The organism is Actinomadura opuntiae (genome assembly GCF_030283205.1).
GTDB lineage: Bacteria > Actinomycetota > Actinomycetes > Streptosporangiales > Streptosporangiaceae > Spirillospora.
In genome coordinates, this window is sequence record NZ_JASNWF010000004.1 from 1 (window position 1) to 20,519 (window position 20,519).

Genomic DNA, 20,519 nt, shown 5'->3' on the forward strand with positions numbered 1-20,519 from the left:
TCAAGGGTGGACGAAGTCCATCGCGAAGCGACGCCGAAGGCGCCCTTGACTTTGGAGGGGCGGCCCCGTACGCCAGCGCCACCCCACCGCACGGCCAACCCCTCGCCTCTGCCCCAAACACCCATCCCGGACACCCCATCTACGCCGCCCGCCCTCGCTCACTCCTCACCACCCCCGCTCACCACTCCTACTTGCCAATCGCTGCTATCCGCCCACCGTCCGCCATTCACCGTCCGCGCCCCCTCGATGTCAGCTCCTTCTCCCTTAACTCAGCCGCCTACCACCCGCTTCGCCCGTCGCCAGCTGCTTCTCGCTCGCCGCCAGTCGTTCGCCGCTCTCCGCCTGTCGTCCCGGGGCGCGCTCGCCGCCGACCGCTGGCCACTCGCTGCCCCACCACTCGCAGCCCGCATTCGCCCGCCGAATCGGCCCCCGCCCCCACTCGCCTACCCGCCGGCCGCTACCGCCGCCACCCGCTGCCCGCCATTGCTCCGCCTGCAATCGCGCCCCACCATTCGTTATTCACCATTCGCCGCCGCCACCCGCCGTTGGCATTCCACTCGCCCACCAACACGCCCTGGCGCCGCTCGCCGTCCGCACTCGCCGTCCACACTCGCTGCCAGCCGCTTCCGCTCGGCGCCAGCCGCTCGCCGCCGACCACTGCCCACTCGCTGCCGACCACTTGCCAACCGCCGCCCCCACGGCCCGCTGGTCACCGTCCAGCGCCAGTCGGGGGCCGGGCGCGCTCGCCGCCGGTCGTCCTACCTCATTCGCTCGGCTGGGATCGCGGTTTCCGGCGCTCGCCAACCGCCGGCCCCCGCATTGGTCGCTCATCCGGTTGCCACTCGGTGGTCGCTGCCGCCTCGCATCGACTACCTCGGCCGTGGTGCGCAGCAGCGGGGGGCGCACGCGGGTCTCAGGTCAGTTGCCTACGCCGAGGTTGGGCATGAAGGTGGACGGGTAGCGGTCACCGCGCGCGGCGCCCGCTGGTACTGCTTTTTCGATTTCGGCTAGGTCTTCGGCAGTGAGGGTTAGCTCCGCCGCAGGCAGGGCTTCGGTCAGGCGGTCGCGGGTGCGGGCGCCGACCAAGGGCACGATGTCCTCGCCTTGGGCGGCGACCCAGGCGATGGCCAGTTGTGCGACGGTGCAGCCTCGTGCCTCGGCTACGCGGCGTAGGGCGTCGACGAGGGCGAGGTTGTGTTCGATATTGTCTGCGGAGAAGCGAGGTGACGCGGCGCGGCTGTCGCCGGGGGCGGCGGTGCGGCCGGCGGTCCAGTGTCCGGAGATGAGGCCGCGGCCGAGGACGCCGTAGGCGGTGAGGCCGATGCCGAGTTCGCGCAGCGTGGGCAGGACGTCCGCCTCGACCGCGCGGGAGATCAGCGAGTACTCGATCTGCAGGTCGGAGACCGGGTGGACGGCGTGCGCCCGGCGGATCGTGGCCGCGTCGACCTCCGAAAGGCCGAGGTGCCGCACGTGTCCGGCGTCGATCATGTCCTTGATGGCGCCCACGGTGTCCTCGATCGGTACGGCCGGGTCCAGCCGGGCGGGACGGTAGATGTCGATGTGGTCCGTGCCCAGCCGGGTCAGGGAGTGGCCGAGGAAGTTCCTCACCGCCTCGGGACGGCCGTCGTACCCGCCGAAGCCAGGCCCCGGTCCCGACAGCAGGCCGAACTTGACGCTCAGGACGTAGTCGTCGCGGCGCCGCCCGCGCAGCGCCTCGGCGAGCAGCAGCTCGTTGTGACCCATCGCGTAGAAGTCGCCGGTGTCGATCAGCGTGACGCCGGCGTCCAGCGCGGCGTGCACGGTGGCGGTGCTCTCGGTGCGGTCGGCCGCGCCGTAGGCGCCCGACATGCTCATCGCTCCCAGGCCCAGTGCGGAGACGGTCGGTCCGGTGCGTCCCAGGGTTCGCGTTTGCATCATGTTCTCCCTCGTTGCTCCCGACCAACTCTGCGCCGCAGCCGGGACGGGCGGGAGAGGAGCGTTCATCGTGGGAGAGCCGCTCCCTGGATACGCCGCCCACCGCGAGGAACCATGGGGTCATGGAACGCGAGCAGCTCGCCGACTTTCTGCGACGCCGCCGGGAGGCGATCCGGCCGGGCGAGGTGGGGTTGGCCGACGGTCCTCGCCGCCGCACCGCCGGCCTGCGCCGGGAGGAGGTGGCGATGCTCGCCGGCATCTCGGTGGACTACATCGTCCGCCTGGAGCAGGGCCGCAGCAGTCAGCCGTCACCGCAGCTGCTCGGCGCGCTGGCCCGCGCGCTGCGCCTGTCCGACGACGAGCGCGACCACCTGTTCCACCTGTCCGGTCACCGTCCGCCGCCCTCGGACGCGGTGGCCGGTATGGCCCGCGCCGGTCTGGTGCGCATGCTCGACCTGCTCGGCGACACCCCGGCGATGGTCCTGTCCGACCTGGGCGAGGTCCTGGCGCAGAACCGGGCGGCCATGCTGCTGACCGGCGACCACACCGGTTTCACCGGCGACCGCCGCTACGTCGCCTACCGCTGGTTCACCGATCCCGCCGTGCGCGCCCTCTCCCTGCCCGACGAGCGCGACCACTACTCCCGGCAGCTGGTGGCCGATCTGCGCGCGGTCGCCGGACGCCGCGCCGGCGACCCCGCCGTCACCGGGCTCGTCGACCGCCTGCGCGCCGCCAGCGCCGAGTTCCGCCGCCTGTGGGCCGAGCACGAGGTCGCGGTCCGGCGCGCCGACCGCAAGACCCTGCTGCACCCGCGCGTCGGCCGCCTCACGATGAACTGCGAGACGCTGGTCACGCCCGACCAGCGGCAGCAGCTCCTGGTGCTCACCCCCGCGGACGCCGCCACCCGCGAGCGCCTGGACCTGCTCCGGGTGCTCGGCATCGAGGAGTTTCCGGCGGGAGAGGCGCCCGCGCCGGACGGCCGGGCATCATGACGGCATGACCTTCCAAGCGAGCGGCGCCTTCGACATCGACGCGTGGGAAGCCGAGAAGCCCTACGACGAGCAGGACGGCAACAAACTGGCCCGGGTGCACGTCCGCAAGACCTTCCACGGCGATCTCGTCGGGACGAGCAGCAGCGAGCTGATCACGGTGGAGTCGGCGGCCGGGCCCGTGGCGTACGTGGGGATCGAGCACGTGCAGGGGATCCTGCACGGCCGGGAGGGGACGTTCGTGCTGCAGCACAGCGCGGGCACCGAGGACGGGACGCCCGGCACGCAGTGGCTGCGCTGGCTGATCGTGCCCACGTCCGGGACCGGGGAGCTGGCCGGGGTCCGCGGCGTCGGGCGGATCACCGTGACCGGCGACGGCCGGCACACCTGGGAGCTGGAGTACACGCTCGGCTGACCGGGCGGGCGCGGCCGGTAATCTTTCGGCCATGCCCCCGGTCAGCACCGACGCCACCCGCGAGCGGATCATCGACGCCGCCGAGGCGTGCTTCTCCCGGTTCGGCGTGGCCAAGACCACGGTGGAGGACATCGCGGCGGCGGCGAAGCTGTCGCGGGCGACGGTGTACCGGGCGGTCAGCGGCGGGCGGGACGAGCTGATCCTCGCGGTCGTGCTGCGCGACCTGCACCGGTTCCTGGACCGGCTCGCCGTGCGGCTGCGCAGCGAGCGGTCGGTGCCGGAGGCGATCGTCGAGGGCACGATGGACGCGGTGGAGTACGTCCGCAACGAGCCGGCGATCGCGCATTTCCTGGTGCCGGAGGCGGCGGGGCACATGCAGGCGGCGGTGGCGGGCGCGGCCGAGCACGTGCTGGCGCTGTGCTGCGACTACGTCCGGCCCTACTTCGAGCAGGCGCAGCGGCAGCGGACGCTGCGTCCCGACATCGAGGTGGAGGGGACGGTGGAGTTCCTGTTCCGGATCATCACGTCCCTGATCGTGATGGACCGGCGGCGCGAGCCCGACGAGCTGCGCCGCTTCCTGCGCACCTACGTGGTGCCGGGCATAGCGGGACCGTGACGCGCCCGCACCTACGAGACGGTAGCTTTCAAGCACGGACGGGGCGGCTGACCGGAAGGGGTCGGGGCGATGGTTGCGGACTTCGCGAGGCGGGGGCGTTCGGCGGTCCGGCCGAGCCCGGTGTTCCTCGTGATCGTGGCGGCCACCGTCGCCTGCGGGCTGATCACCTGGCGGTACGGGGACAACACCGTCCAGCCGGCGCGGATCGCCATGTTCGGGTTCGTGATCGCGGCGTGGATGGTGTCGCTGTGCGTGCACGAGTTCGGGCACGCCTACATCGCCTACCGGTCCGGGGACCGGAGCGTGGTCGCCAAGGGGTACCTGACGCTGAACCCGGCGCGGTACTCCGACGTGATGCTGAGCTTCCTGATCCCGGTGGTGTTCATCCTGCTCGGCGGGATCGGGCTGCCGGGCGGGGCGGTGTGGATCGAGCGGCACCGGATCCCGGGGCGGCTGCGGCACAGCCTGGTGTCGGCGGCGGGCCCGCTGTCCAACGCCCTTTTCGCGATCATGCTCGCGGTCATCTTCAAGAACTTCGCCAGCCAGGGCCACGCGGTGTTCTGGCTGGGCCTGGCGTTCCTGGCGTTCCTGCAGGTCACCGCGGCGCTGCTGAACCTGCTGCCGATCCCCGGGCTGGACGGGTTCGGGATCGTCGAGCCGTACCTGCCGCGCCGCTTCGTCGACCAGGTCAGCGGGTACGGCGGCTACGCCTTCCTGGCGCTGATCGCGCTGCTGTGGATCGAGCCGGTCAACCGGGCGTTCTTCCGGCTGATCTACCACATCACGGACGCGCTCGGCATCAACGCCTACAACATCGAGCTGGGCCACGCGGGCTTCATGTTCTGGCAGGACTGGATCTAGGGCGTGCCGCCCGGTGCCGGGGGCTCGCCGGGCTCCGGGCGTCCGGTGTGGCGGCAGCCCGCGAGGAGGCGGACGATCCGCCGGAGCTGGTCGGCGTAGCGCTCCTGGAACTCCGGTGAGTCCGGGGCGAGCCCGTACACGCGGTGGACCATCTGGGGCAGCACGACGGGTGCGGCCACCGACGCCATCATCACCAGCATCACCGCGGCGGGGTCGAGGTCGGCGGCCAGTTCCCCCTCGGCCTGCCGGCGTTCCAGTTCCGAGAGGTCCTCGCGCTCGACGGGCGGCCGGTCGGCGGGCGGGTCCTCGGTGAGCCCGCGCCAGGCGGACAGCCGGAGGCCGCGCGGGTCTTCGAGGGCGTACCGCAGGTAGCGGGCCATGACCTCGTCGAGGCCGACGGCCGGGTCGTTGATCTCGGCCTCGGTCCGCTGCCACCGGCGGCCGAGCTCGAGGTACAGGCCCTGCTTGCCGCCGAAGTAGTAGTTGATGAGCTGCTTGTTCACGCCGGCGCGGTCGGCGATGTCCTGGACGCGGGCGCCCGCGTAGCCCTTGGCGGCGAACTCCTCCATGGCCGCGTCGAGCAGCAGCCGCCGCGAGCGCTCGGCGTCGAGCTTGCGCTCGCCGGGGGCGGGCGCGCGCCGCGGCCGTCGCGTCTCCCGCGGCACGGTCTCCTCGGTCACGCCGTCTCCTCTGTCACGCCGCTCATGCTACCGCCTGCTGACGTCGTCATACATCCGACTGTTTGACGTCTTCATCCATTTGGTTGAAGATGGGTGCGCACCACCCCACCGGAACCCGTCCGAAAGAGACCCACGATGATCCTTGTCACCGGAGCCACCGGCAACGTCGGCCGCCACCTCGTCGGCGAGCTGCTCTGCGCGAACGCCAAGGTCCGCGCGCTGACCCGCGACCCCGCCACCGCGCGGCTGCCCGGCGAGGTGGAGGTCGCCCGCACCGACGCGATGCCGCTGGACGGTGTCACGGCGATCTTCGTCAACCCGGCCGTGTTCTGGAGCGGCCTCGGCGACCTGCTGGAGCGCGCCCGCGAGCACGGCGTCCGGCGCCTGGTCCTGCTGTCGTCGGCCGCCGCGCTGAGCGACGACCCCGCCAACGTGATCGGCGCCCACCACCTCGAGGTCGAGCGGGCGATCGAGGAGACCGGCCTGGAGTGGACGTTCGTGCGCCCGGGCGAGTTCGCGAGCAACGCGCTGGCCTGGGAGGACACGATCCGCGCGGGCGAGCCGGTGCGCGAGCCTTACCCGGACGCCCGCAGCGCGCCGATCCACGAGCGCGACATCGCCGCGGTCGCCGCCCGCGCCCTGCTGTCGGACGACCTCGTCGGCGCGAAGCCTGTGCTCAGCGGCCCCGAGGCGCTCACCCACCCGCGGATGGTCGAGATCATCGGCGCCGCCGCCGGGATCCCGGCCCGGTTCGAGGAGATCACGCCCGAGCAGGCGCGGGAGGAGATGCTCTCCCGCCCCTACATGCGCGAGGGGCTGATCGACGTGCTCCTGCGCATGCGCGCCGAGGCGGTGAACCGTGACGTCGAGATCTCACCGGAGGTCGAACGCATCACCGGCCGCCCCGCCCGCACGTTCGCCGAGTGGGCCGCGGACCACTTCTGACGGCGCGCGCGACGCCACTGTGTAGAACGTACGGCCGGACGGGCCCCCGCTCCGCCCGGCCGTACGCGCGTCAGCCGCCGCCCGCGCCGGGCCGGCGCTCCTCGTACTGCTTGCGGGCCCAGACGAACCAGTCGCGGCGCATCGCCATGAAGCGCTTGCCGTACTCCATGGTCAGCCGGCCGTTGCCGGTGAGCCCGCCCTCCTCCTCCCACGGGACGATCTCCTCCAGCCGGGCCAGGTCGTCGAGCCGTCCGGAGTAGACGTCGATCATCCGGTCCATGTAGCCGAGGGCCTCGTCGGGCTCGACCTGGTCGAGGAAGAAGACCCGCAGCATCACCTCGTCGCGGCGGTGCGGCTTCGGCTCGGTCTCCACCATCCAGTGGCGCAGCTCGGCCCGGCCCGCGCCGGTGATCGCGTACTCCTTGCGGCCGCGCGGCCCCTCGGCGGACACCTCGATCAGCCCGCCGTCGGTGAGCTTGCCGAGCTCGCCGTAGAGCTGGCTCTGGGTGGCCTGCCAGACCGTCCCGAGGGAGATCTCGAAGACCTTCAGCAGGTCGTATCCGCTGGCGCCGTCCATCTCGGCGATCAGTCCCAGCAACGCGTGGCGCAGGCTCATACCTTGATTCTGACATGTCGGTATTGACATGTCGAGAGTGCCACGTTTAGATTCCGACATGTCGAAGTTGGAACGTCGCCCGATGAGAGGCTCGCACCATGCTGGGGTACTACGTCCGGACCTTCCTCCCGTGGATCCTGCTCGCCGTCGTGAGCGGCTGGAGCGACCAGGCGGGCGCGCTGACCGGCCTCGTCGCGGCACTGGTGCTGCTCGCGCACGACCTGCGCCGGGGCAACCGCCTCGACTCGCTGGTCCTGGAGCTGTCCACCATCGTCTTCATGGCGCTGCTCACCGCGCTCGCCTTCGCCGCCCCGGACTCGGCCCTGCTGGGCTACGGCGCGTCCATGGCGATCGGCTGGCTCGCCCTCACCGCCTGGGGCACCGTGCTCATGGGACGGCCCTTCACCGAGGGCGTCGCCCGCCGCGACGTCGACGCGGACATCGCCGCGACGGACCTGTTCAAGCGGATCACCACGGTCATCGCCGTCGTGTGGGCCGTCAGCTTCACCGTCATGGCGCTCGTCCTCGCCGACGTCCAGCACGCCGCGCCGCACAACACCGCGCTGCTCGTCGGCGTCAAGGTCGCCGGCTTCGCGATCCCGATCGTCTTCACCGCCCGCTACCCCGAGATCGCGCGGAAGCGGTACTTCGCCCGCCACGGCATCGACCACGAGATCGCCCGATGACCCCCTCTGACCTGGGGTAGGACCCCGGCGAACCGCTCGGACCGGCACGCGAGGCACAGGACGGGGACATGACGCACGACACCGAAGCGGCACGGAACGCCGGCTGGCTCGAGGGCCGCCTCGCCCCCGTCCCGGACGAGATCGACGCCACCGGCCTGGAGGTCACCGGCACGCTGCCGCCCGAGCTGACCGGCCGCTACTTCCGCAACGGCCCGAACCCCCTGCCCGGCCGCCCGAGCGGCCACTGGTTCACCGGCCCGGGGATGATCCACGGCGTGCGGCTGCGCGGCGGGCGCGCAGAGTGGTACCGCAACCGCTGGGTGCGCACCAGGGAGTTCACCGACGAGAACGCCCGGTTCGTGAGCGACGACGGCACGCTCGACCTCACCGCCGTCCCCGCCAACACCCACGTGATCCCGCACGGCGACCGGATCCTCGCGCTGGTCGAGATCGGCTTCCCCTACGAGATGACGCCCGAGGTCGGCACGGTCGGGCCGTGCGACTTCGGCGGGACGCTGACCACCGCGATGACCGCGCACCCCAAGCAGGACCCGGCGACCGGCGAGCTGCTGTTCTTCGGCTACGGCGTCCTGCCGCCCCACCTGACCTACCACCGGCTGTCGGCGGACGGGTCGCGGGTCGTGGAGAGCCGCGAGATCCCGGTGCCGGGCCCGACGATGATGCACGACTTCGCGATCACCGAGCACCACGTGATCTGGCTCGACCTGCCCGTCGTGTTCGACATGGAGCTGGCGATGCGCGGCGGCGGCATGCCGTTCCGCTGGGACGACGCCTACGGCGCCAGGCTCGGCGTCATGCCGCGCGACGCGGCCGGCGAGGTCCGCTGGTTCGACATCGACCCGTGCTACGTCTTCCACGTCGGCAACGCCCACGAGGACGGCGCCGGCCGGATCGTGCTGGACGGCGTCCGCTACCGTCCCGCGGACTTCGCCGCCACGTGGAAGGAGATCGGCGGTTCGGCGTACCCGGCGCAGGACACGGCCGGGTCCAGCACCGCGCGCCTGTACCGGTGGACGCTGGACCCGGCGACCGGACGGGTCGCCGAGGAGCAGCTCGACGACCGGGGCGTGGAGTTCCCGACCCACGACGACGCCCGCACGGGCCTGCCGCACCGGTACCTGTACACGGTGACCGGGAGCGCGGTGGTGAAGTACGACCTGCGCGACGGCTCGTCGTCGGCGCGGGAGCTCGGGGACGGCGCGTCCGCGGGCGAGGCGGTGTTCGTCCCGGCCGAGGGCGCCCGCGCGGAGGACGAGGGCTGGCTGCTGTCGATCGTCTCCGGCGCCGCGTCCGCCGAGCTGCTGGTCCTGGACGCGGCGGACCTGTCGCGGGCGGCGAGCGTGCGGCTCCCCCGGCGGGTACCGGCGGGTTTCCACGGGAGCTGGATTCCGGACGCCCGACCGGGACACCCGGCCGCCTAGAGTGATTTACTAGCGAGTACCCAACTGCAAGTAATCACTTACCAGGCTCCTCCCGGGAGGTTCCGCATGTCCGTGGCGACGGAGAGCACCGAGACGTTCGCGTCCCTGAACCCGGCCACCGGCGAGGTCGTCGCCGAGCACCCCGTGCACGACGCCGCCGCCGTCGCCGCGGCCCTCGGTCGGGCCCGCGAGGCCGCCGGCTGGTGGCGCGCCCTCGGCTGGAAGGAGCGCCGGCTGCGGCTGCTGAACGTCAAGGGCGCGCTCACCCGCAACCTCAACCGGATGGCCGAGCTCATCCACCAGGAGACCGGCAAGCCGGTCCAGGACGCCCAGCTCGAGACGATCATGGCGATCTCGCACCTGGACTGGGCCGCCCGCAACGCCCGCAAGGTGCTCGGGCCGCGCACCGTCTACCCCGGCCTGATGGCGATCAACCAGCGCTGCGAGCTGGAGTACCAGCCGCTCGGCGTGGTCGGCGTGATCGGCCCGTGGAACTACCCGATCTTCACCCCGATGGGCTCGATCGCCTACGCGCTCGCCGCCGGCAACGCGGTGGTGTTCAAGCCGTCGGAGTTCACCCCCGGCGTCGGGCTGCTGCTCGCCGAGTTGGTCGGGGGCGTGATCCCCGAGCACCCGGTGCTGCAGGTCGTCACCGGGCTCGGCGCGACCGGCGCCGCGCTCGCCTCGTCCCCGGACGTCGACAAGATCGCCTTCACCGGCTCCGCCCGCACCGCCAAGCGGGTGATGGCCGCCTGCGCCGAGAACCTCACCCCGATCGTCGCCGAGTGCGGCGGCAAGGACGCCTGCATCGTCGACTCCGACGCCGACCTGGACGCCGCCGCCGACGCCGCGCTGTGGGGCGCGATGTCCAACGCCGGCCAGACCTGCATCGGCGTCGAGCGGATCTACGTGGTGGACGACGCCTACGACCGCTTCCTCGGCAAGCTCACCGAGAAGGCCAAGGACCTGCGTCCCGGCTTCGACCGCGAGGCCGCCTACGGCCCGATCACCATGCCCGGCCAGCTCGACATCATCGAGCGGCACATCAAGGACGCCCTGGAGAAGGGCGGCAGGGCCGTCGTCGGCGGCGCCGAGTCGGTCCGCAAGCCCTACGTCGAGCCGGTCGTGCTCACCGACGTGCCGGACGACTCGGCCGCCGTGCGCGAGGAGACCTTCGGCCCGACGATCACCGTCCACCGCGTCAAGGACCTCGACGAGGCCGTCGAGAAGGCCAACACGACCACCTACGGCCTCGCCGGGACGATCTTCTCCGGCAGCCGGTCGCGCGCGCTGGACGCCGCCCGGCGGATGCGCTCGGGCATGACGTCCATCAACGCCTTCGCCGCGTTCGCGCAGGTCGCGGCGCTGCCGTTCGGCGGCGTCGGCGAGTCGGGGTTCGGCCGCATCCACGGCGCGGACGGGCTGCGCGAGTTCGCCCGGCCGAAGGCCATCACCCGGCAGCGGTTCGCCACCATGAACCTGACCTCGTTCGGCCGCACCGAGAAGGAGATGGCCCGCGTCCTCGGCCTGGTCAACATGATCCACGGCCGCCGCTACAAGCGCTAAGGCGCGGCGGCGCCCGCCTCGCGAGGGCGCCGCGGAGGAGCGACCCCGCCTCGCGGGGGCGCCGCTCGCTGACGCCGCCGGTTATTTCTTCAGGCGGTAGCGGAGGTGGGTGACGCGGTCGCCCTGGAGGACCTCCGGGTTCTCCAGGACCACCGGCGCCTCGCCGAGCCCGTCGACGAACCTGGTCCCGGAGCCGAGCAGCACCGGGACCAGGTCGACCCAGATCTCGTCGACCAGCCCGGCGTCCAGGGCCTGCCGCGCCAGGTCGCCCGCCGCGACGCCGACGTCCTTGCCGTCCGCGGCCTCCCGCGCCTGCCGGACCGCGCTCTCCACCCCGTCGGTGACGAAGGTGAACGGCGCGTCCGGGTGGGCCCAGTCGTCCGGGGCGCGGTGCGTGACGACGAAGACCGGCGCGCCGAGCGGGTGGCCGCCGCCCCAGCCCTGCGTGAGGTCGAACAGCCGGCGTCCCACCACCAGCGCGCCGACGTCGAGCATGGCGTGGATGGCCGGAGCGCTCGCCGACGTCACGCGGAACGACCAGCGCGGATCCCGTGACGGGATCTCCACGTCCCCGGTGGCGTGCCAGGCGAAGAGGTGCTCGAAGCCCGTCTCGTCCGGTCCCGCGATGAACCCGTCCAGCGACATCGCCGCCGAGGTGATGACCTTGCCCATGGTGTCCCGTCCTTCCGTGTCGGCCCCCATGGGGACCGGCGCGAGGCCGGGAACTCATCGCGGGTCAGGCGACGGTGAAGCCGCCGTCCACGGGGAGGATCGTTCCGGTCACGTAGGACGCGTCGACGAGGTAGGCGATCGCCTCGGCGACGTCCTGCGCGGTCCCGACCCGCTTGACCGCCAGGCCGCCGGCGGCCTCGGCGAACTGCGCCTCCCGGTGCTCGTCCGGCAGGAACGACCACCACGGGGTGTCGATCACGCCGGGCGCCACCGCGTTCACCCGCACCGGCGACAGCTCGGCGGCCAGCGGTGACACGATCCGCTCGATCGCCCCGTTCACCGCGGCGAGCGCCGTGACGCCCGGCAGCGCGGCGCGGGCGGACGCCGCCGACACGAAGGTGATCGAACCGGTCACCTTCGCGTGCTGGATCGCCGACAGGTAGGGGAACAGCTTCCCGTCGAACGCGGCCCGGACGTCGTCCAGCTTCGTCTGCGCGATCGGTCCCACGCCGATCGCGCCGGGGCTGAAGGCGAGCACCAGGTGGTCGAACGCGCCGGTCCGCTCGAAGAACGCCGCGACGGCGGCCTCGTCGGTGCCGTCGACCCGCTCGGCGGTCGCCGACTTCACCGCGGCGAACCTCCCGGGGTCCCGGCCGGTGACGATCACCTCCGCGTCCCGTTCCGCCAGCAGCTCGGCGGTCGCCAGCCCGATCCCGGACGTGCCGCCCATGATCACAACGCGCATTCCTGCCTCCATTTCAAGACGTGACGTCTCGATACTAAATCGAGACACCGCGTCTTGTAAACTGCCCGCATGGGACGGCCACGCAGTCAGACGGCACGGCGCGCGATCCTCGACGCCGCGATCAGCGGGCTCGAGGAGCACGGCTACGCCGCCCTCACCATGCAGGGCATCGCCGCGGCCGCCGGCGTCGGCAAGCAGACGATCTACCGCTGGTGGCCGTCCAAGGCCGACGTCGTGCTCGACGGGCTGGTCGAGATCGCCGACGAGCGCATCGCCATCCCCGACACCGGCTCCCTGTCCGGCGACCTGGTGGAGTTCCTCGCCGCGACGTTCAGGCAGCGCGGCCAGCGGCCCGTCCTCATCGGGCTGATGGCCGAGGCGCTGCTCGACCCCGCGTTCGCCAGGGCGTTCCGCGACCGGTTCCTGTTCGCCCGCCGCGCCGCGCTCCGGCAGATCCTCGACCGCGCCGCCGGGCGCGGCGAGATCGCCGCCGGCGTCGACCCCGAACTGCTGATCGACGTCGTCTACGGCGTGCTGTGGTACCGCCTCATGCTCGACCACGCGCCGCTGGACGAGGCGGCCGCACGGCAGCTCACCGACCTGCTCCTGCGCGCCGTCTCCTAGGCCGGGCCCGCCCTCCTAAGGCATCCGCACCCCGACGCCGCGCGCCCTAAGGCGGCTGAGCCCCGGGCGCCGCGAACTAAGGCGCCCTAAGGCCCGCGAATAGGGCGTCGTCCCGATGTGGCACCCGGGGCCTTAGCGCGAACCTTGTACATGTCGGGCCAGAAAGGCCCGGCGGACGCGAGGAGCGGACATGTACAGCCTGGAGATCAGCAAGGGCCTCATCGCCGACCGGGTACGCGAGCGGCAGACCGAAGCCCGCAACGCGCGCCGCGCCCGGCTCGCCAAGGCGCTCAAGCGCTGACGCGCGGCCCGTCCAGAACCGTCCGGAACGAAGGGAGCCAGCCATGATCAACTATGAGTTCGCGAAGGCCGCCGGGGAGGACCGGGTGCGCAGGCTGCGGGCCGAGGCCCGCGAGTCACGCCGCGCCGCCCGCCTCGCCAAGGCGCTCAAGCGGTGAACCCCGCGCACTGTCGTCCCCAACGGCCAACGCCCCCGTCACACGACGGGGGCGTTCTCCTTTCCACCCCGGAACTCACGGCTTCTCGCGGGCGGAGTACAGCAGCTTCCGCGTCCCGTCGTGCTGGAGCTGCACGACGTTGATGGTCGGACGGTGCGGGTTGCCGTCCGGGTCCATCTCGATCCGTCCCGCCGCTCCCTGCACGTAGTTCGTCTCATGCAGGTTGTAGAGGAAGTTGGGCACATCGCTCGACGACGGGATCTCGCCACCGCGCGACAGATGCACCGCCTGAGCCGCTGTGAGGAACGCGTCGTGCGCCATCATCTCCCACGCGTCGCGCAGATGGCTCCGGTCGAAGGGCGGGTAGTACTGCTCGGCCTCCTTGAGGAACGTCGCGAACGCCTTCTGCTGCTGCGGATCGGCGGTGTCGTTCGCGACCTGGTCCGGGTCCGTCAGCGGGGTGTAGACGACGGTGGCCGGCGCGTTGCCGGGGAAGCCCGCGATGCCCTCGGCGTCGGAACCGGTGACCACGGTGACGGGGTGCTTCTCGCACTTCTCGAAGTACTGGAGCAGCAGCGGCAGGAAGATCGTCCGCCCCGCGTACAGCACGACGTCCGGCGGGTCCCCGCCGCACAGGTTCAGATTGCTGGCGACCGCCGCGAAGGCGTTCGGAAGGCCCGGCTGCTTCGGGCTGTCGGCGCTGAAGAACTCGGGCAGGCGCCCGCCCTTCTTGATCGCGTCCCTGAACAGGTCGCTGAAGTCGCGGGCGAGCGACTGGCTGTAGAGGTCGTCCGACTTCCGATCGACGACCATCACGGCCGACTTGATGCGCGGCTTCAGGTGGCGTGCCAGGACCTCCACCTGCCGCCGCACCGGCACGGCCACCCGGGTCAGGCCGTCGATCCTGGTCGAACCGCCGGTCCCCGACGGGCTGAGCGCGGCGCCGGAACTGTCGAACCCGTCTCCGGTCACCACGTCGCCGACCATCCCGATCTTCTGCGCGGACAGTTCGCGGGCCGACTCGATGGTCTGCCGTGTGCTGATCCCCATCCCGACCACCGCCACCAGATGGTCGGACCCGCGCCTCTTCACCAGCTCACCGACCACCTTCTTCCAATGGCTCTGGTCGGCGCCCTCGTTGGCGAGGACGAGCTTGATGCCCGGTCTGTTGCCGTCGGCGGCGCCGCGGTTGGCCCGCATCTGCGCGATGTGCGCGCCCTCGATCTCCCGGGTGACCCGGCCGCCGGTGAGGTCGTGCTCCCTTGTGGTGGAGAGCGCACCGAGGAACGCCACGGTCACGTAGCCGCCCTTCTCCTTGGTGACCTGCCGGTTCTCCTTGAGGATGGCCGCGTCGACCTTCTTCATCGACGGGTCGAAATGGACGGCGCCATCGGTGACCCCGATGCATTCCCCGTTGATCCGGTCAACGCCGTGCCCGCAGGTCGGAGGGCGGAAGAACACGTACCAGACGGCGCCGGCCAGGACCGCCAGGGCCGTCACGGCGGCGACGGCCACGACCCAGGGGCGCGGCGCGTAGCGGGGCGGCGCGAAGGTCTCGGCAGGGTCGGGTTCGCGCAGCCGCAGGAAAGCGGGCCTCAGCGCCCTCCGGACGGGACCGGCCATCAGATGCCTCCATGGGTCTGCCGCACGGCGTTCAGCGCGGCCATTGTCCGGCGATCTCCCGGTGGTGCTCGGCCTCGACGTTCAGCGCGGCCCCCTCGGAGTGGGCGTCCTGCGCGATCAGGTCGTACGAGGCGGCGATGGCGAGGTGCAGGTCGTACCGGGCCGGGCCGGTGAGCGGGTCGGCGGCGATCCAGAGACCGGCGACGAGGGTCGCCAGGGCCCGGGACCCGACCCTGGGTTCGCGCAGGCCGGGTGCGTCGGCCGCCTGGACGGACCGCGCCAGCTTCTCGGCCTCGGCGCAGGGGCCGTGCACCGCCGGGGTGCGGCGCGGCGCCGCGGTCACGGCCGCGGCCAGTGCGAGCCAGGCGGAGGCGGGCATCGCGGTCAGCAGGACCGCGAGCCGGCGGGTGACATGCGGCAGGTCGCCGAGCGCGAGCGCGTGGTACAGGTCGCGGACCCGCTCCTCGCCGGTCAGGCCCTCCGCCGGCCCGGCGGGGCGGAGGAGGGCGTGGAGCGCGTCCCAGGTGGTGTCGCCCACGGTGCGCTCCGCCAGCCGGCGTGCCAGCAGCCGCCGGAGGACCGCGGGCAGGGCGCCGGGTCCGCCGCCGAAGTCCGGCTGCCAGATGTCGGAGCGGAGGACGAACGCCGCGTCCCCCGGGGCCAGCAGGTCCGCGGTGATGAACTGCGCCTCGCCGAGGTCCCGCGCGGCGGCCGTCGTGATCAGATGCTCGCGCCGCCGGTCGCTGAAGGCGGACAGGAAGTCGTCGACCAGCCGCTCGCCGATCGACCGCTCGGGGTCGGCGGGATCGGCGGGGTCGTACGGGCGGCCGAGGAGCGTCCCGACGTCGACCCGCTCGCCGGCGCACTCGACGGCCGCCTGGACGAGCCTGGCCGTCGCGTGCGGGTTCCCCGCGGTGAACTGGTAGATCATTCCCGCCGTGTGGTCGAAGAACCCCGCGTCGCGCGCCATCCGCTCGGTCTCGGCCGGCGTGAGGTCGGCGAGCGCGACCGGGAGCCGCCGGACCGCGGGATCGCGGAACACCGCCCGGACGTCGATCTCCGACAGGGACGCGCAGGGCGCCCCGCCCGCGAGGGCCCGCACCGCCGGGCCGCCGCGGCCCGCCGCGATCACCCCGATGGGCGGTGTGCGCGTCCGGCCCGCACTGGCCGGCAGGAACGCCTTGATGAACGCGACGGCGTGCTCGGCGTTGTCCACGAGGATCGCGCATTTGTATCCGCCCTCGGCGGCCCTGCTGTGCGCGAATTCGTCCTCGAGGTCGGCGAGAAACGCGTCCAGCAGGAGCTGGTCGACCCAGCCCTGGTGCGCCGGGTAATCGTGGTAGCGGACATTGAGTTTCACGAGCTCGTCGAGCCCCGCCGTCCCTGCGCCGTACCAGCTCTCCCCTTTTTCGAGACCGGAACGTCGGCCGAACCTCGGAAATCGCAGGCCGTTGCTCATCAGGTCGGAGAGGACCCGGCCGATCACCTCCGCCCACGCCGCGTCCACCATGGTGCCCGCAGCGCGGACGGCGAGGGGCGGGATCACGGCCCCCGCCAGCCGGCTCAGGAAGTTCCCGAGCGCCGCCTGGTCGCGGTAGCCGTCGAGAATCCTCCGGACCTCCTGCCGGGCCTTTTCCGGGTCCGCTCCGACGCCGACCGCCGCGCCGATGAGCGGCTCGTCCATCACCATGCGGCCGACGAGCAGCCGCGGGAACCGCAGCCCGTCGAGCCGGCCGCACCGGCGGTTGAGCTCGAAACCGAGGGCGGCGAGGATATCGGGGACCGATGAGTTCTGCAGCGTCGTTCCGTCCATGCGGGCGTGGGGAACGCGCTCTTGCAGCCCTTCCTCGATGGCGTCCAGCAAAGCGGTCTTCCCCGCGCCGCCGGGTCCGACGAAGATCAGCAATGGGGATTCGCCGCCCGGTGCGCCCGGTCCGCCCTGACGGAGTTTGAGGAGTTCGGCGGCGAGCGGCAGCCCGTTGTCCCGGCCATAGAGTCGGTCCATGACTCTCACCGTCCCTCAGTGGCGTCATGACGCGCGTTCTGGACAGTCCAAAACCCGGTCTTCCTGCGCTGCCATTTCCCGACCGTCGCCCGCACGCCCCCACTGCGGACCGATCCGCCAATTCATTGTGGCATTGGCTTCGGCGTCACCGAACGGAAACGAGAGCAGAGTGGAAAAAGACGCACAATCGGGAGCCGGTCATTTCAGAAGAACGGCGCCAACGCGTGCGGGAGGGCCCGGGACGCACCGCGCGCCGAGGCCGGCAAGGCGGCGTCGCCTCGTCCGCCAGCGGGTCAGCGGCCCGCCGGGCGGAGCGGGGCGCGGCCGCGGATGAGGTCGGCGGCGCGTTCGGCGATCGCGATCACCGGGGCGTTGGTGTTGCCGCGCGGCACCGCAGGCATGACGGAGGCGTCCACGACCCGCAGTCCCTCGACGCCGCGGACGCGCAGCTCGGGATCGCAGACGGCGTCATCGGAGCCGCCCATCGCGCAGGTGCTCGTGGGGTGGAACAGCGTGGCGCACTCGCGGCGGACGAACGCGGCGACGTCCGCGTCGTCCTGGACCGGCTCGCCCGGCGCGTACTCGCCGCCCGCCAGATGGCCGAGCGGGCCGACGGCGGCGATCTCGCGGGCCTTCCGGACGCCCGCGACCAGGATGTCCAGGTCGGCCTTGTCGGCAAGGTAGGCGGGATCGATCAGCGGCTTGGCGTACGGGCTGGCGGACCGCAGCGTCAGCGACCCCCGGCTGGCGACGGCGATCGCGGTGACCATGACCGACAGCAGCCGCTGCGACGGCTCGACCAGCCCCTGGTCGACGAACGGGGTCGGCAGCACGTGGAACTGCAGGTCGGGCGCGGGCAGGCCGTCGACCGTCCGGACGAACCCGCCCGCCTCGGCGAGGTTGGACGCGTACGGGCCGCGCGCGAGCGCGGTGTAGAGCGCGAACGCGCGAGCGTTCGCCAGCTCCCACAGGCCCTTGGTGTGCGGGGTCGCGAACATGACGTTGACGAACGGATGGTCCTGGAGGCCCTGCCCGACCGGGGAGTCGGCGACCACGTCGATGCCGTGCGCGCGCAGGTGGTCGGCGGGACCGACGCCCGACAGCATCAGCAGCTGGGGGCTGTTCACCGCGCCGCCGGACAGGATCACCTCGGAGCCTGCGCGCGCCTCGACGGTCTCGCCGCGCGCCTCGTACCGGACGCCCGTCGCGCGGCCGTTCTCGATCAGGACGCTGGTGACCAGCGCGTCGGTGACGACGGTGAGGTTCGGCCGGCGCAGCGCCGGACGCAGGTAGCCGGCCGCGGCCGACCAGCGCTTCCCGCGCCGCTGCGTGACCTGGTAGAAGCCGACGCCGTCCTGGTCGGCGCCGTTGAAGTCGGGGTTGGCGGCCAGTCCGTACGCCTTGGCCGACTGCACCCACGCCTGCGTCAGCGGGTGCTTGTAGCGCAGGTCCTCGACGCGCAGCGGGCCGCCGGTGCCGTGGTAGGGGGTCGCGATGCGCTGCTGGTCCTCCGCGCGGCGGAAGTAGGGCAGCAGGTCCTCGTAACCCCAGCCGTCGCACCCGTAGGCGTCGCGCCAGGTGTCGTAGTCGTACCGGTTCCCGCGGATGTAGATCATCGCGTTGGTGGACGAGCTGCCGCCGAGCGCGCGCCCGCGCGGCCAGTACACCGCGCGCCCGTCGGCGTGCTCCTGCGGGACGGTCGTGTAGTCCCAGTCGTACGGGCCCTTGATCAGGCTCGCCACCGCCGCCGGGATGTGGATCTCCGGGGCGTCGTCGGGCGGCCCGGCCTCCAGCAGCAGCACCCTGGCCGCCGGGTCCTGCGACAGCCGGGCGGCCAGCACGCAGCCGGCGCTGCCCGCACCGACGATGACGTAGTCGTACACGAAACGAACACTACCGAACGGTTTTCCGACGTCACCGGACGGTCGGCCCGCGCCGTCCGGCCCCGCCCGCCCCGGCGCTAGTGTGACGGCCATGGCGAAGAACAGGGAGACCCCCGTCGTCCTCTCGCGGATCTACACCCGGACCGGCGACGACGGCAGCACCGCGCTCGGCGACGCGTCCCGGACGAGCAAGACCGACCCCCGCCTGGCCGCCTACGCCGACGTGGAGGAGGCCAACGCCGCGATCGGCGCGGCCCTGACGCTCGGCGACCTGCCGGAGGAGCTGAGGACGCTGCTGACCCGCGTCCAGAACGAGATGTTCGACGTCGGCGCCGACCTGTGCGCGCCGGTGGTGCCCGACCCCGAGTACCCGCCGCTGCGCGTCGACCCGTCCTACATCGAGCGCCTCGAGGCGGCCTGCGACGAGCACAACGCCGCCCTGGAGCCGCTGCGCAGCTTCATCCTGCCCGGCGGCACCCCCGGCGGGGCGCTGCTGCACGTCGCGCGGACGGTGACGCGGCGCGCCGAGCGGTCCGCGTGGGCGGCGATCGAGGCGCACGGCGCCGCTCCCGTCGGCGACCCGGACGCCGCCGACCGGGGCGTGAACCCGCTCACCGCCGCGTACCTGAACCGGCTGTCGGACCTGCTGTTCATCCTGTGCCGCGTCGCGAACGCCGGCCACGGCGACGTGCTGTGGAAGCCGGGCGGCGAACGCTGAACCGGGGCGGGGTGGGGTTAGCCCCACCCCCGGAACGCCGGTCCGCCTCCTGTCGGCGCGGCCGGCCGCACGGCAGGCTGTCCCGTGACGGGGGCGCGAGGCGAGCGGCGGGGAGAGACGCGACGTGAGAACTCTGGCAGGGGCGGCGCTGGCCGGCTCGGCGGTGCTGGCGGGAGCGGCCGTGGCGGGCTGCGGGCTCAGCTTCAGCCGCCACACCGAGGACCGCTCCTACACCGCGCCGGACGGCGTCGGCGCGCTGAAGGTGTCGCCGGGCGACGGGTCGGTGCAGATCACCGCCTCCGACTCCCCCGGCATCAAGGTCACCGAGCGTCTGCGCTGGTCCAACGACCGCAACAAGCCGCAGCCGCGGCATGACGTCGACGGGCGGACGCTGTCGCTGTCGGCGAAGTGCGGGCACAGCGTGATCGGATCCAACCCGTGCCGGATCTCCTACCGGATCCAGGTGCCGCGCGCCACGGCCGTCGAGGTGCGCGGCGGCGCCGGGTCGATCCGGGTCTCCGGCCTGGCCGGGACGGTCCGGCTGCACGGCGACACCGGCGCGGTCGCCGCGACGGACCTGCGCACCTCCTCGGCGGAGCTCAGCGCGGGCTCGGGGAACGTGCGGATCTCGGGCCGGGCCGACGCCGCCGACCTGCACACCGACACCGGGTCGATCACCGCGACCGGCCTGACGTCCGGCCGGCTGACGGTCGGGGCCGGCAGCGGTGCCGTCCGGCTGGGCGGCCGCATCACCTCCGCCGAGGTGCGCACCGACACGGGTGCGCTCCGGGCGGACGGCCTCACCGCCGACCGGCTGGCCGTCGAGACCGGCGCCGGGTCGATCATGCTCGGCCTGGCCGCGGCGCCGAGCACCGTCCGGGCCACCACCGACACCGGTTCCGTCCGGCTGCGGCTGCCCGCCGCCCGGCCCTACGCGGTCGCGCTGACCACCGACACCGGCGGCAAGCTGATCGACCCCGGCATCCGCCAGGACCCGGCGTCGCCCCGCCGCATCACGGTCAAGACCGGCGCCGGCGCCATCTCGATCAAACCCGCCTGAC

The 20,519-nt window shown here is 72.6% G+C and carries 19 protein-coding genes; 11 read left to right on the forward strand and 8 right to left on the reverse strand.

Translation table 11 applies throughout. The features are described 5' to 3' along the window. Positions 1 to 918: 918 nt before the first annotated feature. Positions 919 to 1,917: an aldo/keto reductase gene (locus QP089_RS08890; RefSeq protein WP_285910921.1), complete on the reverse strand. Its 999-nt coding sequence runs from the start codon at positions 1,915 to 1,917 to the stop codon at positions 919 to 921. 119 nt (positions 1,918 to 2,036) lie between these two features. Between QP089_RS08890 and QP089_RS08895 the strand changes: the two genes are divergently transcribed. The 4 genes from QP089_RS08895 (at position 2,037) to QP089_RS08910 (ending at position 4,795) form a co-directional block, all read left to right on the forward strand. Then, complete coding sequence (locus tag QP089_RS08895; protein WP_285910922.1) at positions 2,037 to 2,906, forward strand: helix-turn-helix transcriptional regulator; 870 nt, start codon at positions 2,037 to 2,039, stop codon at positions 2,904 to 2,906. A 4-nt stretch (positions 2,907 to 2,910) separates the two neighbouring features. Continuing rightward, positions 2,911 to 3,318, forward strand: a complete 408-nt coding sequence (locus QP089_RS08900; protein ID WP_285910923.1) for a DUF3224 domain-containing protein — start codon at positions 2,911 to 2,913, stop codon at positions 3,316 to 3,318. Between the two features lie 31 nt (positions 3,319 to 3,349). Further along, positions 3,350 to 3,934, forward strand: a complete 585-nt coding sequence (locus tag QP089_RS08905) for a TetR/AcrR family transcriptional regulator (RefSeq protein ID WP_285910924.1) — start codon at positions 3,350 to 3,352, stop codon at positions 3,932 to 3,934. A gap of 69 nt (positions 3,935 to 4,003) precedes the next feature. Beyond that, positions 4,004 to 4,795 carry a site-2 protease family protein gene (locus QP089_RS08910; RefSeq protein WP_285910925.1) on the forward strand — a complete coding sequence of 264 codons (792 nt, stop codon included), beginning with the start codon at positions 4,004 to 4,006 and terminating at the stop codon, positions 4,793 to 4,795. On the opposite strand, the gene QP089_RS08915 is transcribed toward QP089_RS08910, so the two are convergent. Further along, positions 4,792 to 5,475: a TetR family transcriptional regulator gene (locus QP089_RS08915; protein WP_285910926.1), complete on the reverse strand. Its 684-nt coding sequence runs from the start codon at positions 5,473 to 5,475 to the stop codon at positions 4,792 to 4,794. The genes QP089_RS08910 and QP089_RS08915 overlap by 4 nt on opposite strands. A 135-nt stretch (positions 5,476 to 5,610) precedes the next feature. Between QP089_RS08915 and QP089_RS08920 the strand changes: the two genes are divergently transcribed. Further along, positions 5,611 to 6,420, forward strand: coding sequence for an NAD(P)H-binding protein (locus QP089_RS08920; RefSeq protein WP_285910927.1), 810 nt, complete (start codon positions 5,611 to 5,613; stop codon positions 6,418 to 6,420). Between the two features lie 70 nt (positions 6,421 to 6,490). Here QP089_RS08920 and QP089_RS08925 read toward each other — a convergent pair whose 3' ends face one another. After that, entirely contained in the window at positions 6,491 to 7,036 is a 546-nt protein-coding gene (locus QP089_RS08925; protein ID WP_285910928.1) for a PadR family transcriptional regulator, read from the reverse strand. 98 nt (positions 7,037 to 7,134) lie between these two features. Here QP089_RS08925 and QP089_RS08930 point away from each other — a divergent pair, with 98 nt between their 5' ends. From QP089_RS08930 to QP089_RS08940, 3 genes are all read left to right on the forward strand, one after another. After that, positions 7,135 to 7,722 carry a hypothetical protein gene (locus QP089_RS08930; protein ID WP_285910929.1) on the forward strand — a complete coding sequence of 196 codons (588 nt, stop codon included), beginning with the start codon at positions 7,135 to 7,137 and terminating at the stop codon, positions 7,720 to 7,722. A 68-nt stretch (positions 7,723 to 7,790) separates the two neighbouring features. After that, positions 7,791 to 9,164: a carotenoid oxygenase family protein gene (locus tag QP089_RS08935; protein ID WP_285910930.1), complete on the forward strand. Its 1,374-nt coding sequence runs from the start codon at positions 7,791 to 7,793 to the stop codon at positions 9,162 to 9,164. 66 nt (positions 9,165 to 9,230) lie between these two features. Continuing rightward, complete coding sequence (locus QP089_RS08940; RefSeq protein WP_285910931.1) at positions 9,231 to 10,730, forward strand: aldehyde dehydrogenase family protein; 1,500 nt, start codon at positions 9,231 to 9,233, stop codon at positions 10,728 to 10,730. A gap of 81 nt (positions 10,731 to 10,811) precedes the next feature. Here QP089_RS08940 and QP089_RS08945 read toward each other — a convergent pair whose 3' ends face one another. Both QP089_RS08945 and QP089_RS08950 read right to left on the reverse strand, forming a co-directional pair. Next, positions 10,812 to 11,402, reverse strand: a complete 591-nt coding sequence (locus tag QP089_RS08945) for a dihydrofolate reductase family protein (RefSeq protein ID WP_285910932.1) — start codon at positions 11,400 to 11,402, stop codon at positions 10,812 to 10,814. A gap of 64 nt (positions 11,403 to 11,466) precedes the next feature. Further along, positions 11,467 to 12,147 carry an SDR family oxidoreductase gene (locus tag QP089_RS08950; protein ID WP_285910933.1) on the reverse strand — a complete coding sequence of 227 codons (681 nt, stop codon included), beginning with the start codon at positions 12,145 to 12,147 and terminating at the stop codon, positions 11,467 to 11,469. Positions 12,148 to 12,216: 69 nt separating this feature from the next. On the opposite strand from QP089_RS08950, the gene QP089_RS08955 reads away from it, so the two are divergent. Then, the gene (locus QP089_RS08955; protein WP_285910934.1) at positions 12,217 to 12,771 is read left to right on the forward strand and encodes a TetR/AcrR family transcriptional regulator; all 555 of its coding nucleotides are present in this window, start codon (positions 12,217 to 12,219) and stop codon (positions 12,769 to 12,771) included. Positions 12,772 to 13,304: 533 nt separating this feature from the next. Here QP089_RS08955 and QP089_RS08960 read toward each other — a convergent pair. The 3 genes from QP089_RS08960 to QP089_RS08970 form a co-directional block, all read right to left on the reverse strand. After that, the gene (locus QP089_RS08960; RefSeq protein ID WP_285910935.1) at positions 13,305 to 14,852 is read right to left on the reverse strand and encodes a type 1 periplasmic-binding domain-containing protein; all 1,548 of its coding nucleotides are present in this window, start codon (positions 14,850 to 14,852) and stop codon (positions 13,305 to 13,307) included. A gap of 31 nt (positions 14,853 to 14,883) precedes the next feature. Beyond that, positions 14,884 to 16,857 (reverse strand): hypothetical protein, encoded by a 1,974-nt coding sequence (locus tag QP089_RS08965; RefSeq protein ID WP_285910936.1) that lies wholly within the window; start codon positions 16,855 to 16,857, stop codon positions 14,884 to 14,886. A 293-nt stretch (positions 16,858 to 17,150) separates the two neighbouring features. Then, positions 17,151 to 18,740 (reverse strand): GMC family oxidoreductase, encoded by a 1,590-nt coding sequence (locus QP089_RS08970; RefSeq protein WP_285910937.1) that lies wholly within the window; start codon positions 18,738 to 18,740, stop codon positions 17,151 to 17,153. A 91-nt stretch (positions 18,741 to 18,831) separates the two neighbouring features. On the opposite strand from QP089_RS08970, the gene QP089_RS08975 reads away from it, so the two are divergent. Together QP089_RS08975 and QP089_RS08980 are read left to right on the forward strand one after the other, a co-directional pair. Beyond that, positions 18,832 to 19,458 carry a cob(I)yrinic acid a,c-diamide adenosyltransferase gene (locus QP089_RS08975; RefSeq protein ID WP_285910938.1) on the forward strand — a complete coding sequence of 209 codons (627 nt, stop codon included), beginning with the start codon at positions 18,832 to 18,834 and terminating at the stop codon, positions 19,456 to 19,458. A 124-nt stretch (positions 19,459 to 19,582) separates the two neighbouring features. Then, positions 19,583 to 20,518 carry a DUF4097 family beta strand repeat-containing protein gene (locus QP089_RS08980; protein WP_285910939.1) on the forward strand — a complete coding sequence of 312 codons (936 nt, stop codon included), beginning with the start codon at positions 19,583 to 19,585 and terminating at the stop codon, positions 20,516 to 20,518. The last annotated feature ends 1 nt before the right edge of the window (position 20,519 follow it).

What these genes read in the sequence shown, in the direction of transcription:
- QP089_RS08910 (WP_285910925.1), top strand. Translation starts at nt 4,004, where the DNA reads ATGGTTGCGGACTTCGCGAGGCGGGGGCGTTCGGCGGTCCGGCCGAGC.
- QP089_RS08935 (WP_285910930.1), top strand. Translation starts at nt 7,791, where the DNA reads ATGACGCACGACACCGAAGCGGCACGGAACGCCGGCTGGCTCGAGGGC.
- QP089_RS08945 (WP_285910932.1), bottom strand. Translation starts at nt 11,402, where the DNA reads ATGGGCAAGGTCATCACCTCGGCGGCGATGTCGCTGGACGGGTTCATC.
- QP089_RS08905 (WP_285910924.1), top strand. Translation starts at nt 3,350, where the DNA reads ATGCCCCCGGTCAGCACCGACGCCACCCGCGAGCGGATCATCGACGCC.
- QP089_RS08950 (WP_285910933.1), bottom strand. Translation starts at nt 12,147, where the DNA reads ATGCGCGTTGTGATCATGGGCGGCACGTCCGGGATCGGGCTGGCGACC.
- QP089_RS08975 (WP_285910938.1), top strand. Translation starts at nt 18,832, where the DNA reads ATGGCGAAGAACAGGGAGACCCCCGTCGTCCTCTCGCGGATCTACACC.
- QP089_RS08920 (WP_285910927.1), top strand. Translation starts at nt 5,611, where the DNA reads ATGATCCTTGTCACCGGAGCCACCGGCAACGTCGGCCGCCACCTCGTC.
- QP089_RS08925 (WP_285910928.1), bottom strand. Translation starts at nt 7,036, where the DNA reads ATGAGCCTGCGCCACGCGTTGCTGGGACTGATCGCCGAGATGGACGGC.
- QP089_RS08895 (WP_285910922.1), top strand. Translation starts at nt 2,037, where the DNA reads ATGGAACGCGAGCAGCTCGCCGACTTTCTGCGACGCCGCCGGGAGGCG.
- QP089_RS08965 (WP_285910936.1), bottom strand. Translation starts at nt 16,857, where the DNA reads ATGGACCGACTCTATGGCCGGGACAACGGGCTGCCGCTCGCCGCCGAA.
- QP089_RS08955 (WP_285910934.1), top strand. Translation starts at nt 12,217, where the DNA reads ATGGGACGGCCACGCAGTCAGACGGCACGGCGCGCGATCCTCGACGCC.
- QP089_RS08890 (WP_285910921.1), bottom strand. Translation starts at nt 1,917, where the DNA reads ATGATGCAAACGCGAACCCTGGGACGCACCGGACCGACCGTCTCCGCA.
- QP089_RS08960 (WP_285910935.1), bottom strand. Translation starts at nt 14,852, where the DNA reads ATGGCCGGTCCCGTCCGGAGGGCGCTGAGGCCCGCTTTCCTGCGGCTG.
- QP089_RS08940 (WP_285910931.1), top strand. Translation starts at nt 9,231, where the DNA reads ATGTCCGTGGCGACGGAGAGCACCGAGACGTTCGCGTCCCTGAACCCG.
- QP089_RS08930 (WP_285910929.1), top strand. Translation starts at nt 7,135, where the DNA reads ATGCTGGGGTACTACGTCCGGACCTTCCTCCCGTGGATCCTGCTCGCC.
- QP089_RS08900 (WP_285910923.1), top strand. Translation starts at nt 2,911, where the DNA reads ATGACCTTCCAAGCGAGCGGCGCCTTCGACATCGACGCGTGGGAAGCC.